This is a genomic window from Martelella endophytica (assembly GCF_000960975.1).
GTDB classification, from domain to species: Bacteria; Pseudomonadota; Alphaproteobacteria; order Rhizobiales; family Rhizobiaceae; genus Martelella; species Martelella endophytica.
The window spans coordinates 470,309-484,606 of record NZ_CP010803.1 but is presented as its reverse complement, the minus strand read 5'-3'; the positions used below and the strand labels follow the sequence as shown (position 1 = coordinate 484,606).

Below are 14,298 nucleotides of genomic sequence, written 5' to 3'. Positions count from 1 at the left end.
TTTTCTCCTCCCAGAGATGCCGGTCAGCCGGCGTTTTGAAGCCAGTCGTCGAGCGCGGCGATTTCCTCCGGGCTCATCCTGAGGCCGAGCTTGGTGCGGCGGAAGACGATATCCTCCGCAGAGCGGGCGAATTCCTTCTCGACGAGCCAGCACACCTCGCGCTCGGTAAGGCCGCCGCCGAAGTCGCGGCCGAGATCCGCAAGCGCGCGGGCGTCGCCAAGAAGCGTCCAGCACTCGCTGCCATAGGTGCGGAAGAGACGCAAGGCCATGGCAAAATCGAGGAAGGGGTAATCTGCCTTCAGCTTCTCCGGAAGCCTTGCCGCATCTGTCACCGGAAAGTCACCACCCGGCAGCGTCGAGCCCGCCGTCCAGTCAGCGCCGGCCTGTGGAAAATGATGGGACAACTTGTGGAAAACCGCTTCCGCAAGTTTGCGGTGGGTGGTGATCTTTCCGCCGAAAACGCTGAGCAGCGGCGCGCCGTCTTCCCTCAGCGAAAGCACGTAATCGCGCGTCGCTGCCGTCGCCGACGAGGCGCCGTCATCATAAAGCGGGCGCACCCCTGAATAGGTCCACACGATGTCATCGCGAGTGACGGGCTGGCGGAAATAGTCGGAGGCGAAGCGGCAGAGATAGTCTGCTTCCTCCGGTGTGCATTCCACATGCTCGCTCGAGCTGTGATGGTCCTGATCGGTGGTGCCGATCAGGGTGAAATCCTGTTCATAGGGAATTGCGAAGATGATCCGGCCGTCCGTGCCCTGGAAGAAATAGCAGCGGTCGTGGTCGTAGAGTTTCTTTGTGACGATGTGGCTGCCGCGAACGAGGCGGACCTTTTCCTTCGTTTCGATGCCGAGCGTGCCCTTCAGCAGATCGGCGACCCAGGGGCCACCGGCATTGACCAGCGCACGAGCGAAGACGGGGGCACGCGGCCCGGTCTCGTCCTCAAGCGAGATTTTCCAGAGGGTGTTGCCATCTTCGGCGCTGACTTGCTCGGCGCCCGTCACCCTGGTGCGGGTCATGATGGTGGCGCCGCGCTCGCTCGCATCGCGCGCCATCAGGCTGACGAGGCGTGCGTCCTGCACCCAGCAATCGGAATATTCGAAGGCGCGGCGGTATTCGCTCTTCAGCGGCGTGCCGGCAACGTCTCGTGCAAGATCCAGCGACCTCGTTGCCGGCAGGATCTTGCGGCCGCCGAGATGGTCGTAGAGGAACAGGCCCAGCCTTAGAAGCCACCATGGCCTCAGCCCCTTGTGGTGCGGCAGCACGAAGCGCATCGGCCAAGAAATATGCGGCATCGCCTTTAGCAGCACCTCGCGCTCGATCAGCGCCTCGCGCACCAGCCGGAACTCGTAATATTCGAGGTAGCGCAGGCCGCCATGATAGAGCTTGGTGGAAGCTGAAGACGTGGCGGAAGCCAGATCGTGCATTTCGGCCAGCGTCACCGAAAGCCCGCGGCCGACGGCATCGCGTGCCACTCCGACGCCATTGACGCCACCGCCGATGACGAAGAGGTCCACAGGCGCTTTCGGGGTCTCGCCGGTCATTGCTGTCTCCACGCTCGTTGGTCGCCAGAAGTGCGCGAAAATATTCGTTTTGTCAAATTTATTTTCGGAATTATTCGTTTTCGAGGATGATCGCCATACGGATGCGTCGCCACTTCGCTTGCCAGACGACCGGCGGCGTAGCTGACAACTGTTAAATGACTGATCTCTATATTCAAATTTGAATTTAATATTGAACTGCTATGCAAATCCTCTAGTATGCTAGTTAGGGCGCATTTGGGGCGTCCTGACTGGGAGGTCCACATGACAATCGATTTTCGTGCCCGCGCATTGCGGGTCGCCGCTCCCGTATTTGCGGCATCTCTTATCGCGCTTGGCGCCGGCCTTGCTCAGGCCGAGGAGCCGGCCACAGGACCGGGATTGACCAACGAGCAGGTCATCTCGCTCTGGAACGGCCGGCCGGCCGGTACGCCGGAAAGCCTCGAACCCTATGTCGTCGAGCGCAGCAAGGATCTGTTTCGGGCAGATCGCGCGCTGATGGGCATTGCCGATCCCTCGCTCACCGTCCTGCTGCCGGAAAATCCGAACGGCACATCGATCATCGTGGCGCCCGGCGGTTCCTACCGGCGCGTCGTTCTCGACAAGGAGGGCATAGAGATCGCCAAGGCGCTGGCGCCCGAGGGCGTGACGACGTTCCTTCTCGCCTATCGCCTGCCGGGCGAAGGTCACGAGGCCGGCCCGGATGTCACGCTTGCCGATGGCCAGCGCGCTGTGCGGCTTGTGCGTGCGCATGCGGCGGAATGGGGGCTCGATCCCGACAAGATCGGCATTCTCGGCTTTTCGGCGGCAGGCCATCTCGCGGCTTCCGTGGCAACGGCTTACGACCGCGAGGCCTACGAGCCGATCGATGATGCAGACAGTCTTTCGGCGCGCCCAGATTTCAACGTCCTGGTTTACCCCGTCGTGACGATGGAAGACCCCTTCGTGCACACGGGCTCGCGCGAGGCGCTTCTCGGCGAGATGCCGACACCGGAACAGGAAGCGCTCTATTCGCCGGAAAAGCACGTCACGGCAGAAACGCCACAGACCTTCATGGTTCTGGCCGATAACGACCCATCGGTACCCGCCCAGAACGCGGTGAACTTCTATCTGGCGCTGCACGAGGCCGGGGTGCCGGCCGAAATGCACATCTTCAGTGACGGCCGTCATGGCTTCGGCATCAAGGGCGCGGCCGATCAGGGCATGCCCGTCGCCGGCTGGCCCGCGCTCCTTGCCGACTGGCTGCATTACAATCATCTTGTCGTGGAGGAAACGGAATGAAACTCGCTGTCCTGACCGCACTCATCGGGGTAACCATGGTCTCAACCTGCTATTCCCAGTCTGCCGAAACGCCGCTCGAGCCGAAAACCGGAACGTTCTTCGAAACCCATCCGATCACCGACGGCAACATGCCGACCTTCTTCTCCGAACTGAAGGCGAAGATGACCTATCCGCTGGCCTATGACGGCGGCGATCCGGCGGCATGGCGCGAAAAAGCATTGCCCACTGCCGAGGCGCTGATGCTGCCGTCCGTCGATACCATCGACTTCGCGCCGACCGTCATCGACGAGATCGACCGCGGCGACTTCATCGCCAAGCGCGTCGCCTTCAATGTCACCGATGAAAGTCGCATCGCGGCCATCGTGCTGGTGCCGAAGGGCGAGGGGCCGTTTCCGGGCGTGCTGATGCTGCACGATCACGGTGCCCGCTTCGACATCGGCAAGGAAAAGTGGATCCGTCCCTGGTATGACGAGGCGCGTCTGGAATCGGCCAAGCAATGGTCCGAGAAGTATTTCACCGGACTGTTTCCGGGTGAGGAGCTCGCCAAACGCGGCTATGTCGTCGTCGCCACCGATGCGCTTGGCTGGGGCGATCGTGCCGGCAACGGTTATGAGGCGCAGCAGGCGCTGGCGTCCAACCTCGTCAATCTAGGTTCGTCGCTGGCGGGGATCATGGCGCAGGAAGATCTCCGTGCCTCGGAATTCGTTGCGAGCCTCGATGAGGTCGACCCCGACAGCGTCGGCGTCGTCGGCTTTTCCATGGGCGCATACCGCGCCTGGCAGCTCGCTGCCCTGTCGCCGGTGGTCAAGGCCACTGTCGTCGATTGCTGGATGGCGACCTATGACGGGCTGATGGTGCCCGGCAACAACCAGCTCAAGGGCCAGTCTGCCTGGTATATGAGCCATCCTGGCCTGGCGAAGTTGATGGACTATCCGGACGTCGCTGCCCTTGCCGCCCCGAAGGCGATGTATTTCTTCGCAGGCGAAGAGGATAGCCTGTTCCCGAAGGCTTCGGTCGAGGATGCCTATGCGAAGATGCATGCTGTCTGGTCGGCCTATGATGCCGATGACAAGCTCGTCACGGAGATCTGGCCGGGTGGGCATATCTTCACCGAAGACCGGCAGAAGGCCGCCTTTGACTGGCTGGACGCGCAGCTGAAATAGGCTCTTTCCCTGCTGCTCGAAAACCGAAGGGCGTGCCATGTGGCGCGCCCTTTGTCATTCCGCCGGTTCCGACCTTTCCTGCACGACGGTCGGCGTCGGTTGCATGTGGCCGGAGACGGCGGCGCCGGCGTCGGGCTTCAGCCGCAGCAGCGGTATGATCGAGACGATCGAGATGCCGGCCACCACGAGGAAGGCGATGTGGAAATGCTGGACCGTCAGGCTGCCGCCGGTGATCCAGCCCGTCAGCTCGAGAATGGTCGCGGCGAAGGCGACGCCAAGCGCCAGGCTCACCTGCTGGAACATCGAGGTCGTTGCGGTCGCCTGGCTCGCCTGTCGGGTTTCGATGTCCGCATAGCCGAGGGCGTTGACACCGGTGAAGAAGAACGAGCGGCAGAGCCCGGTGACGAATAGGATGGCGATGATGATGAGATGTGGCGTCGTCGCCTCGAAGAAGACGAAGGTCACGGTGAGCGCCGCTGCGCCGAGCGAAGCGCTGATGAGCACCCGGCGGAAGCCGAATGCGGTGTAAACGCGCGGCGCCATGAATTTCGTCGCCAGCGCTCCGATCGCCCCGACAAAGGTGATCATGCCGGACTCGAACGGATTGAGGCCGAAGCCGAGCTGCAGCATCAGCGGCATGAGGAAGGGAAAGGCGCCGGTCGCCATTCGGAAGAAGATCGATGCCGAGATGGCGTAGCGGAAGGTTTCCGTCCTGAACAGCTTCAGGTTCAGGAGCGGATTTTCCCGTCGTTTCGCATGGTGCAGATACCAGAGCGCGGCGGCGATGCCGATCGCGGTGGTGACAATGCCGGTGGCTGGCGGCAGGGCGGGAAGCGAAACGACGGATAGGCCGAAGACGATGCCGGAAGCGGCTGTCGCCACCAGGAAGAAGCCCATCCAGTCGAGGTTTGCGGGCGGCTCGTCCTTGATCACCGGCAAGAAGATTCCGGACATCACGTAGCCGATGATGCCGATCGGCACATTGATGAGAAAGATCCAGTGCCAGGTGAAATAGGTGGTGATGAAACCGCCGAGCGGTGGGCCAGCCATCGGCCCGACAAGCGCGGGGATGGTCAGCAGCGCCATGGCGCGCACCAACTGAGAGCGATCGGTGGTGCGCAGGATGACGAGGCGGCCGACCGGCGTCATCATCGCGCCACCCATGCCCTGCAGGAAGCGCGACAGCACGAATTCGACCAGGTTGCCTGAGAAGGCGCAGAATACCGAGCCGAGCAGAAAAACCAGAATGGCGGCGCGGAACACCCGCTTGGCGCCGAAACGGTCCGCCATCCAGCCGGAGACAGGAATGAAGATCGCGAGCGCCACCATGTATGTGGTCAGTGCCAGCTTCAGCGTGATCGGGCCGACATTGAGGTCGGCGGCGATGGCCGGCAGCGCTGTGGAAATCACCGTGGAATCCATGTTCTCCATGAACAAGGCGACAGCCATTATGAGGGGAACAACGGGATTCATGAACGGCTTCTTCAAAAAAACATGACAAAGGCATGTTTCTTTAACCCCGAACGGGATAAATGCCAATGGTCATTTCCGGCGAGACGCCTCACGCAATCGTGACGCGCCGGAACCGGCGATTTCGAAACACCGACTTGAAACGCAGGCATTCTCGCCAAGTTCACAGATGAGAATTCCGTTTCAAGGAGGACGATGATGACACATGGCATTCACCGCCGCAGCCTGATGGCCGGCGCCGGCATTTCGGCGCTCGCCGCGCCCCTGGTTCTCGCACGCGCAGCCGGGGCGGCGGAAGGAGACACGATGCAGATGGCCGAAAAGCCCTCGAGCGACAGCTTCACGCTCGGCGATTTCAAACTCCTCGTCATCGAGGATGGCACCCGCATGATGGAAAACCCCGGAGAGACTTTCGGGACAGGCCAGGATCCGGAGACGGTCGCAGCGCTTCTCGAGGAAAATTTCCTTCCCACCGACAAGTCGCTCAACGGGTTTAATCCTGTGCTGGTCGATACCGGCTCGGAAAAGATCCTGTTCGATACCGGCATGGGGCCGGCCGGCCGTTCCTGGGGCGCAGGGCAATTGCGTGCCGGGTTGATTGCAAATGGCGTCCAGCCCGGTGATGTCGATGTCGTCGTCATCACCCACATGCATGGCGACCACATCATGGGGTTGATGGAAGAAGACGGGCCCGCCTTTCCGAATGCGCGCTATGTCTTCGGCGAGACAGAATATGCCTTCTGGAGCGATGATGCCCGCATGGGCACCCCGGCCGAAGGCGGACATGAGAGCGTCAAGAAGCTGATCGTGCCGCTCGCCGACAATGCCACCTTCGTCAAGGAAGGCAGCGAAGTCGCGCCCGGCATCACCGTCATGGAGGCCTTCGGCCATACGCCCGGCCATCTGGTGTTCATGCTGGAATCGGGCGGTGAAAAACTGCTTCTGACGGCTGACACCGCGAATCACTACGTGCTGTCGCTGCAACGCCCGGACTGGCATGTCCGTTTCGACATGGACAAGGAAATGGCCGCCGCATCGCGCCGCAAGGTGTTTGACATGGTGGCTGCCGAAAAGATCCCTTTCCTTGGTTACCACATGCCGTTTCCGGCTGTCGGCTTTGTCGAAAAGACCGATGAAGGCTACGTGTTCACCCCGAAAACCTACCAGTTCCGGGTCTAGCTCTACTGCACTGCACAAACGGTTTGGGGAAACCAGGTCAATCCGCGCGCTTCATCGCGGATTGGCTATTCCCAACCCGTCATCTTCGTGTTACGAGCACTCGCCAACTTCCAGACTTATCTGCAAGGGACCGGACGGGGATGAACCGCCCGGGCCATTTCGTATTTGAAAAGGAAATTGGCCATGGCTCAAATCATACAGGCCGCAACCGGATTGCAGGCACTCACCTTCGATGATGTGCTGCTGCAGCCGGGACATTCAGAGGTCATGCCGGGTGAGGTCGATGTGTCGACCACGATCGCCCAGGACATCCACCTCAACCTCCCGATCCTCTCCTCTGCAATGGACACCGTCACCGAGGCACGGCTTGCCATCGCCATGGCGCAGGCCGGCGGCATCGGTGTCATCCACCGCAATCTCACCCCGCACGAACAGGCAGAGCAGGTCCGTCAGGTCAAGAAGTTCGAAAGCGGCATGGTCGTAAACCCGGTCACGATCGGCCCGGATGCCACCCTTGCCGAAGCGCTGGCGCTGATGAAGACGCACAAGATTTCCGGCATTCCGGTGGTCGAGCAGGGTACCAGCGACGGTACTTCTGCCGGCCGGCTCGTCGGCATCCTCACCAATCGTGACGTCCGCTTCGCCTCCAATCCCGAGCAGCGCATCTATGAACTGATGACACGGGAAAACCTCGTCACCGTGCGCGAGACGGTCGAGCAGCAGGAAGCCAAGCGTCTGCTGCATCATCACCGTATCGAAAAGCTTCTGGTTGTCGACGACCGCGGCCACTGCGTCGGTCTCATTACCGTCAAGGACATGGAAAAGTCGCAGCTGAACCCGAACGCCTCCAAGGATGCGCAGGGCCGGCTTCGCGCTGCTGCCGCGATCTCTGTCGGCGATGACGGTTTCCGCCGCGCCGAACTGCTGATGGACGCCGGCGTCGACATGATCGTCATCGACACCGCCCATGGCCATTCGCAGAAGGTTCTGGATGTCGTCGGCCGGGTGAAGAAGCTTTCCAACTCGGTCCGCATCATGGCCGGCAATGTCGCGACCGCCGATGGCACCAAGGCGCTGATCGATGCGGGCGCGGACGCCGTCAAGGTCGGCATCGGTCCCGGTTCGATCTGCACCACCCGCATCGTCGCAGGCGTCGGCGTGCCGCAGCTTGCGGCCGTCATGGCGGCCGCGGATGCCGCCCGTGATGCCGGCATTCCGGTGATTGCCGACGGCGGCATCAAGTTCTCCGGCGACATGGCCAAGGCAATCGCTGCCGGCGCCTCCGCTGTCATGATCGGTTCGCTGCTCGCCGGCACCGATGAAAGCCCGGGCGAAGTGTTCCTCTATCAGGGTCGCTCGTTCAAGGCCTATCGCGGCATGGGCTCCGTCGGTGCCATGGCCCGCGGTTCTGCCGACCGCTATTTCCAGGCGGAAGTGCGCGATACGCTGAAGCTGGTTCCCGAGGGCATCGAAGGTCAGGTCCCCTACAAGGGCGCTGCCGGTGCCGTCCTTCACCAGCTTGCCGGTGGACTGCGCGCCGCCATGGGCTATGTCGGTGGCAAGGACATCACCGATTTCCAGGAAAGGGCGACCTTCGTCCAGATCTCCAATGCGGGTCTGCGCGAAAGCCACGCCCACGACGTGACCATCACCCGCGAAAGCCCGAACTATCCGGGCAGCATGTGAGCGCCGCGGCTGAAAGACAGGTTGCCTGGGGCATTCTTGGCCCGGGCACCATTGCCAACAACTTTGCCGAGGGTGTCCGCCAGACGCCCTCGGCAATGCTTCTGGCGGCGGGTGGCCGCACGCCGGAGCGGCTTTCGGTCTTCGGCCGGAAGCATGGAGTCGAGCGTCTCTATGATACATACGAAGCGCTCGTTGCTGATCCTGACCTTGACGTGATCTACGTCGCGACCCCACACGCATTCCATCTTGAGCATGGCCTTCTTGCCATCAGCGCCGGTAAGGGACTGATGGTTGAAAAACCGGCGGCTCTTGCCGCGCGCGACGTCGAGCAGCTTGTCGAAGCGGCCAAGCGGGCCGACGTGTTTTTCATGGAAGCCTACAAATGCCGCTGTCATCCGCAGACGGCGAGGCTTGTCGAATTGATCCGCGAAGGTGCGATCGGCGCCATCCAGCACATCGAAGCCCGCAATGGCGGCATGGTCGAACGGGACCCGCAATCCCGGCTGTTCGATCCCGCGCTCGGCGGTGGTGGCATTTTCGACATCGGCTGCTATCCCGTCTCCACCGTCCAGCTGATTGCTGGCGCGGCACAGGGGCGTGCCTTTGCAGAGCCGGTTGCGCTGACGGCTTCGGGAGAGATCGGTCCCACCGGGGTCGACGAAATCGCTTATGCTGAAATGGATTTCGGCAATGGCCTGACCGCGAGCATTGGCTGTGCTCTGCGCATGGCGATGGACGACACGCTCGTCATCAGCGGCAGTGAAGGTCAGATCGTTCTGCCCAATCCCTGGAGGCCCGGTCGCAATGCCGGTCCGTCCGATGCCTGCATCGTCATCGAAACAGCAAACGGAAAGCGAGAGGAATGGCTGTACGACCCGCGTCAGCTTTTCGCGTTCGAGGTGGAGGTCGCAACGCGTGCCCTGCTCGAAGGTCGCAAGTGCGCTATCTCTCCCGCGATGACGCCTGAGGACAGTATTCTCAACGCCCGGACGATTGACCGTTGGCGCGCGGCCCTCGGACTGCCGGTTGTTGACAGCGCTTCCCGCGCATAAGCACGATGTTCAGCTCTGGCTCTGCGACTGGCTCTGGCCGGCCACCTTGAGCTTGACCTCGAGGCTTTCCTTGCCGCCGCCGATGGTCATGCCGGAGACGGGGGCGGCGTCCTTGTAGTCGAGGCCGGAAGCGACGCGGACATAGCGCTCATCCGGGCAGACCTTGTTGGCGGCGTCGAAGCCGACCCAGCCCAGGCCTTCGAGATAGCACTCCGCCCAGGCGTGGCTCGCCGTCTGGGCCTCGGCCTCTTCCATGTAGAGATAGCCGGAGACATAGCGCGCCGGCACCTTCATGGCGCGCGCGCAGGCGATGACGATGTGGGCATAGTCCTGGCACACGCCGGATTCGGCCGTCAGCGCATCGTCGGCAGTCGTCGCAATCGAGGTCGCGCCGGGCTTGAACGTCATCGTCTTGTGCAGCACCTCCATCAGGTGGTGCAGTTTCGCCAGCTCCGAGTCGCCTTCGAGCTTTGCGACCAGGGCGGTGATTGCTTCGCCCGGCGTGGTCAGCGGCGTCGTGCGCAGGAACAGCCAGAGCGGAATATCCGGTGCTGCCGGGCCGTAGATGCCGTCAGTGTCGCGGGTTTCCACAGTGCCGGCGGCAATCAGTCGAACGGTCTTGTGTTCGCCTTCGACCGAAACGAGGCGGACGAGGTTGTGGAAGTGGTCGGTGTAGCTGACCTCGCTCTTGGCGCCCTCGATCGTTACCGTCCAGTCGCGCACGGTCTGGCCATTGCTGTCGAGCGGCGTCAGTCTCAGGCGTTGCAGCGAGAACGAGACCGGCTCGTCATAGCTGTATTCAGTCACATGGTGGATGTTCAGGAGCATCGTGCTTTTCCCTCTGACCGCTTCTCACGCGTAGAAGCGGTAACCCTCGCTGATCTGCTGGCTGAGCTGGTTGTTGCGGCTGACGAAGTCCTCGAGGAACTGGTGCAGGCCGTTGTCCATGATGGTCTTGATCTTCTGGCTGCGGAGCGTGTTGCGGATCGCATGCGCCGTCTCGTGGGCCTCAAGCCGTTCGCCATAATCAGCGGCGAGATAGTCGAGATTGAGGACGATCTTCTCGTAGGAATAGGCGAGCGAGCGCGGTAGCTGCACGTCGAGGATCAGGAAGTCGGCGATCTGGCTCGGTTTGTATTCGCCGTTGTGCACCCAGCCATAGGCGCGGTGGGCAGAGACCGAACGCAGGATCGATTCCCACTGCAGATTGTCGAGCGACGTGCCGACATGATGCACCGAAGGCAGCAGCACGTAGTATTTCACGTCGAGAATGCGGCTGGTATTGTCGGCGCGTTCCACGAAGGTGCCGATATGGGCGAAATTGTAGATCTCGTTCCGGAGCATCGAACCGTGGAAAGTGCCGCGGATGAGCGCCGTGCAGCGCTTGACCGAGTCGATGGCCTTGGGGAGGTCCGCTGGCTTCAGCTTCGCGGCCAGCATGGCGCGGGCCTCGATCCAGCACTCGTTCGTCGCCTCCCAGGTCTCGCGCGTCAGTGCCGTGCGCACCAGGCGGGCATTGTTGCGGCCGGATTCGATGCAGGACATCACGCTTGACGGATTGCGGCGGTCGCGCAGCAAAAAGTCGATGGCGCTGTCAGCCGTCAGCTTGCTGTAGATTTCGTAGAAGGCCTCGTGAACGCCGGCGCTCTGCAGGATGCCGTCCCAGTCGTCGGCGCCCTTGGAGCGGGTCAGCGACACGCGCTGGCCGGCATCGATCAGGCGGGCGATGTTTTCCGCGCGTTCGATGTAGCGGAACATCCAGTAGAGGCCGTTTGCGGTTTTTCCGAGCATCATCAGTCCTCCAGCACCCATGTATCCTTGGTTCCGCCGCCCTGGCTGGAGTTGACCACCAGCGAGCCTTCCTTCAGCGCCACGCGCGTCAGTCCGCCGGGCATGATGCGGACGCGATCGGAAACGAGAACATAGGGACGAAGATCGACATGACGCGGCGCGATGCCCTTCTTGACCAGGATCGGTACGGTCGAGAGCGACAGCGTCGGCTGGGCGATGTAGTTCGCCGGCCGGGCGCGAAGCTTGGCGGTAAAATCCTCAAGTTCCTTCTTGCTTGCCGTCGGGCCAACCAGCATGCCGTAACCGCCGGAGCCGTGGACTTCCTTGACCACGAGATCGGCGATGTTGTCGAGCACGTAGGCGAGGCTCTCCGGCTCGGAACAGCGCCAGGTCGGCACGTTTTCCAGAAGCGGTTTCTGGCCGGTATAGAATTCGACGATTTCAGGCATGTAGGAATAGATCGCCTTGTCGTCGGAAATGCCGGTGCCCGGCGCGTTGGCGATGGTGATGCCGCCGGCGCGGTAGACATCCATGATGCCGGGAACGCCAAGTGCCGAATCCGGACGGAAGGTGAGGGGGTCGAGGAAGTCGTCGTCGACACGGCGATAGAGCACGTCGATCGCCTCGTAACCGCGCGTCGTGCGCATCTTCACCTTGCCATCGATGACCCGCAGATCCGAGCCCTCGACCAGTTCGACGCCCATCATGTCGGCGAGGAAGGAGTGCTCATAGTAGGCGGAATTGTAGATACCGGGGGTCAGCACCGCCACGCGCGGGCGGGTGCCGGAAAATCCGGGCGGGGCCAGTGTAGCAAGGCTCTGGCGCAGAAGCTGCGGATAGTCTTCGACGCGGCGTACCCGGTTCTTGTAGAACAGCTCGGGAAACATCTGCATCATGGTTTCCCGGTTTTCCAGCATGTAGCTGACGCCGGAGGGTGTGCGAGCGTTGTCTTCCAGCACGTAAAACTGGTCTTCGCCGGTGCGCACGATGTCGGTGCCGACGATGTGGGTGTAGACCCCGCCGGGCGGCTCGAAACCCATCATCTGCGGCAGGAAGGCGTCGTTTTCCTCGATCAGCCGACGCGGAACACGCCCGGCCTTCACGATCTCCTGCTTGTGGTAGATATCCTTCAGGAATGCGTTGAGCGCCAGAACCCGCTGTTCGATGCCGGCCGCAAGCTTGCGCCACTCCCCGCCCGAAATCACGCGCGGAACGATGTCGAAGGGGATCAGCTTTTCGGAACTGTCGGCGTGGCCGTAGACGGCGAAGGTGATGCCGGTCTTTCTGAAGATGTTTTCCGCATCACGGGATTTGGCGATGAGAAGTGAAGGATCCTGCTGGCTGTACCAGTCGTAATAGTCTTTGTAGGGCTCGCGCGGCGCGCCGTCCGCGGTCATCATCTCGTCGAATGCCAAAGCCTTCTTCCCCCGGTGTTTATCATTGCATATCAATACAACATCAAACGTAATGCAAGGACCATGCCTTGTTGCGCTGCATCGAATTTTGCAGGTTGTTTGTTTTAAAACGCGCTGAAAAACGGGCAGTTCCGTGGCCGAACGCCGAATAAATGTGCAGCGATGAATGCAACCTGAAGAAAGCGGCGGGATGTTGCTTGGAGGGGCAGGGGAACGCGCCTCAGGGGTCAGCTTTCGCGAAGCTGCATACTTCCCAAAATGAAAAACCCGCCGGCGATGCGGCGGGTTCGGTTCGCTTGACGTGCGTCGAGGCGATCACGCGCTCTGGCGGCGGTCGCCCTGACGGTTGCGCTGGCGGCGCTGCGGACGGCCCTTGGCGCCGGCCGGGCGGCCGCCGTCGTTGCGGGCCTCGCCATGGCGGCCGTCGCCACCGCCTTGCGGCCGGGCGCGGCGCGCGGGCTTGCCGCCGTTGCCGTTGCCATTGCCGCGACCGCGGTTCTGGCCGCCGCGGTTCTGGCCACGACCGCGCGATGGCCGATCGGCCATCGCATGCGGTTCGCCGGACGCAATCGCGATCTCGATGCCGGTGAGCTTCTGGATATCGCGCAGCAGGCCGGCTTCTTCCGGCGTGCAGAAGGCGATCGCCTTGCCGTCTTTGCCGGCGCGGGCGGTACGGCCGATGCGGTGCACATAGGCGTCGGCGACTTCCGGCAGGTCGTAGTTGTAGACGTGGGTGACGCCGGGGACGTCGATGCCGCGAGCGGCAACGTCGGTGGCGACAAGCACGTTGATCTCGCCGGTCTTGAACGCCTTCAGCGCCCGCTCGCGTTGACCCTGGCTCTTGTTGCCATGGATCGAGGCGGTGGCGAAGCCGCGGCTTTCGAGATGCTTCATCAGCTTCTCGGCGCCGTGCTTGGTGCGCAGGAACACGATAGCGCGGCCATCGGGATTATCGGAAAGCTCGCGACGCAGGATCTCGACCTTGTCGCCCTTGCCGGCAACGAAGTGTACGGCCTGGTCCACCTTGTCGGCCGTCTTGCCGGGCGGCGTCACCTCGACGCGTTCCGGATTGCTGAGGAAGCGATGCGACAGGTCGGCGATCGATTTCGGCATGGTTGCCGAAAACAGCATGGTCTGGCGATCATCCGGGACGAGCGAAGCGATCTTCTTCAGGTCGTGGATGAAGCCGAGGTCGAGCATCTGGTCGGCCTCGTCGAGGACGAGGTAACGCACCTTGTCGAGGTAGAGCGCGCGACGGTCGAGCAGGTCGAGCAGGCGGCCGGGAGTGGCGACCAGAATGTCGGTGCCGCCGGCAAGCTGCTGCTGCTGACGGTTGATGGAGGCGCCGCCAACGACGATCGAGACGCGCAGCGGCGTCTTGCGTGCGAAGATGCGAAGGTTTTCCGCAATCTGGTTCACCAGTTCGCGGGTGGGGGCGAGAATCAGCGTCTTGACGCTCTTCGGCGTCGGCTTGCCGGAATTGGCAAGCAGCATGTCGATGATCGGCAGGCCGAAGGCGGCCGTCTTGCCGGTGCCCGTCTGGGCCAGGCCCATCAGGTCGCGGCCTTCCAGCACCAGCGGGATCGCCTTTTCCTGGATCGGGGTCGGCTTTTCATAGCCTTCGTTTGCGATACGGGCGACGAGCGGGCCGGAGAGACCGAGGGTCGAAAAATCTGTCAAATTCAATGCGCCTTTCAAGGCATGCCGAAAGCATCACCCAGGC

General features: G+C 62.2%; 10 protein-coding genes and 1 pseudogene. 5 read left to right on the top strand and 6 right to left on the bottom strand.

The window, feature by feature from the left end:
• Positions 1 to 23 precede the first annotated feature (23 nt).
• Positions 24 to 1,541 (bottom strand): glycerol-3-phosphate dehydrogenase, encoded by a 1,518-nt coding sequence (glpD, locus tag TM49_RS02225; RefSeq protein ID WP_045679349.1) that lies wholly within the window; start codon positions 1,539 to 1,541, stop codon positions 24 to 26.
• A gap of 261 nt (positions 1,542 to 1,802) precedes the next feature.
• Between glpD and TM49_RS02220 the strand changes: the two genes are divergently transcribed.
• Together TM49_RS02220 and TM49_RS02215 are read left to right on the top strand one after the other, a co-directional pair.
• Entirely contained in the window at positions 1,803 to 2,819 is a 1,017-nt protein-coding gene (locus tag TM49_RS02220) for an alpha/beta hydrolase (protein ID WP_082074585.1), read from the top strand.
• Positions 2,816 to 3,982, top strand: coding sequence for a dienelactone hydrolase family protein (locus tag TM49_RS02215; protein ID WP_045679348.1), 1,167 nt, complete (start codon positions 2,816 to 2,818; stop codon positions 3,980 to 3,982). The genes TM49_RS02220 and TM49_RS02215 overlap by 4 nt, the downstream gene beginning before the upstream one ends.
• Positions 3,983 to 4,036: 54 nt before the next feature.
• Here the strand turns inward: TM49_RS02215 and TM49_RS02210 are convergent, their stop codons facing one another.
• Positions 4,037 to 5,455 carry a DHA2 family efflux MFS transporter permease subunit gene (locus TM49_RS02210; protein WP_045684630.1) on the bottom strand — a complete coding sequence of 473 codons (1,419 nt, stop codon included), beginning with the start codon at positions 5,453 to 5,455 and terminating at the stop codon, positions 4,037 to 4,039.
• Positions 5,456 to 5,647: 192 nt separating this feature from the next.
• Between TM49_RS02210 and TM49_RS02205 the strand changes: the two genes are divergently transcribed.
• The 3 genes from TM49_RS02205 (at position 5,648) to TM49_RS02195 (ending at position 9,369) form a co-directional block, all read left to right on the top strand.
• The gene (locus tag TM49_RS02205; RefSeq protein ID WP_045679347.1) at positions 5,648 to 6,631 is read left to right on the top strand and encodes an MBL fold metallo-hydrolase; all 984 of its coding nucleotides are present in this window, start codon (positions 5,648 to 5,650) and stop codon (positions 6,629 to 6,631) included.
• Between the two features lie 183 nt (positions 6,632 to 6,814).
• Positions 6,815 to 8,317 (top strand): IMP dehydrogenase, encoded by a 1,503-nt coding sequence (guaB, locus tag TM49_RS02200; protein WP_045679346.1) that lies wholly within the window; start codon positions 6,815 to 6,817, stop codon positions 8,315 to 8,317.
• Positions 8,314 to 9,369 carry a Gfo/Idh/MocA family protein gene (locus TM49_RS02195; RefSeq protein ID WP_052699668.1) on the top strand — a complete coding sequence of 352 codons (1,056 nt, stop codon included), beginning with the start codon at positions 8,314 to 8,316 and terminating at the stop codon, positions 9,367 to 9,369. The genes guaB and TM49_RS02195 overlap by 4 nt, the downstream gene beginning before the upstream one ends.
• 9 nt (positions 9,370 to 9,378) lie before the next feature.
• Here TM49_RS02195 and TM49_RS02190 read toward each other — a convergent pair whose 3' ends face one another.
• From TM49_RS02190 to TM49_RS02175, 4 genes and pseudogenes are all read right to left on the bottom strand, one after another.
• Positions 9,379 to 10,197 carry a transglutaminase family protein gene (locus TM49_RS02190; RefSeq protein ID WP_045679345.1) on the bottom strand — a complete coding sequence of 273 codons (819 nt, stop codon included), beginning with the start codon at positions 10,195 to 10,197 and terminating at the stop codon, positions 9,379 to 9,381.
• 24 nt (positions 10,198 to 10,221) lie between these two features.
• The gene (locus tag TM49_RS02185) at positions 10,222 to 11,160 is read right to left on the bottom strand and encodes an alpha-E domain-containing protein (RefSeq protein ID WP_045684627.1); all 939 of its coding nucleotides are present in this window, start codon (positions 11,158 to 11,160) and stop codon (positions 10,222 to 10,224) included.
• A 2-nt stretch (positions 11,161 to 11,162) separates the two neighbouring features.
• Complete coding sequence (locus TM49_RS02180) at positions 11,163 to 12,575, bottom strand: circularly permuted type 2 ATP-grasp protein (RefSeq protein ID WP_045679344.1); 1,413 nt, start codon at positions 12,573 to 12,575, stop codon at positions 11,163 to 11,165.
• A gap of 318 nt (positions 12,576 to 12,893) precedes the next feature.
• Positions 12,894 to 14,255, bottom strand: a pseudogene (locus tag TM49_RS02175) (DEAD/DEAH box helicase); the annotation flags it as partial.
• Between the last annotated feature and the right edge of the window lie 43 nt (positions 14,256 to 14,298).

Coding starts and splice junctions, on each gene's coding strand:
- glpD (WP_045679349.1), bottom strand. CDS start 1,541: ATGACCGGCGAGACCCCGAAAGCGCCTGTGGACCTCTTCGTCATCGGC.
- TM49_RS02220 (WP_082074585.1), top strand. CDS start 1,803: ATGACAATCGATTTTCGTGCCCGCGCATTGCGGGTCGCCGCTCCCGTA.
- TM49_RS02215 (WP_045679348.1), top strand. CDS start 2,816: ATGAAACTCGCTGTCCTGACCGCACTCATCGGGGTAACCATGGTCTCA.
- TM49_RS02210 (WP_045684630.1), bottom strand. CDS start 5,455: ATGAATCCCGTTGTTCCCCTCATAATGGCTGTCGCCTTGTTCATGGAG.
- TM49_RS02205 (WP_045679347.1), top strand. CDS start 5,648: ATGATGACACATGGCATTCACCGCCGCAGCCTGATGGCCGGCGCCGGC.
- guaB (WP_045679346.1), top strand. CDS start 6,815: ATGGCTCAAATCATACAGGCCGCAACCGGATTGCAGGCACTCACCTTC.
- TM49_RS02190 (WP_045679345.1), bottom strand. CDS start 10,197: ATGCTCCTGAACATCCACCATGTGACTGAATACAGCTATGACGAGCCG.
- TM49_RS02185 (WP_045684627.1), bottom strand. CDS start 11,160: ATGCTCGGAAAAACCGCAAACGGCCTCTACTGGATGTTCCGCTACATC.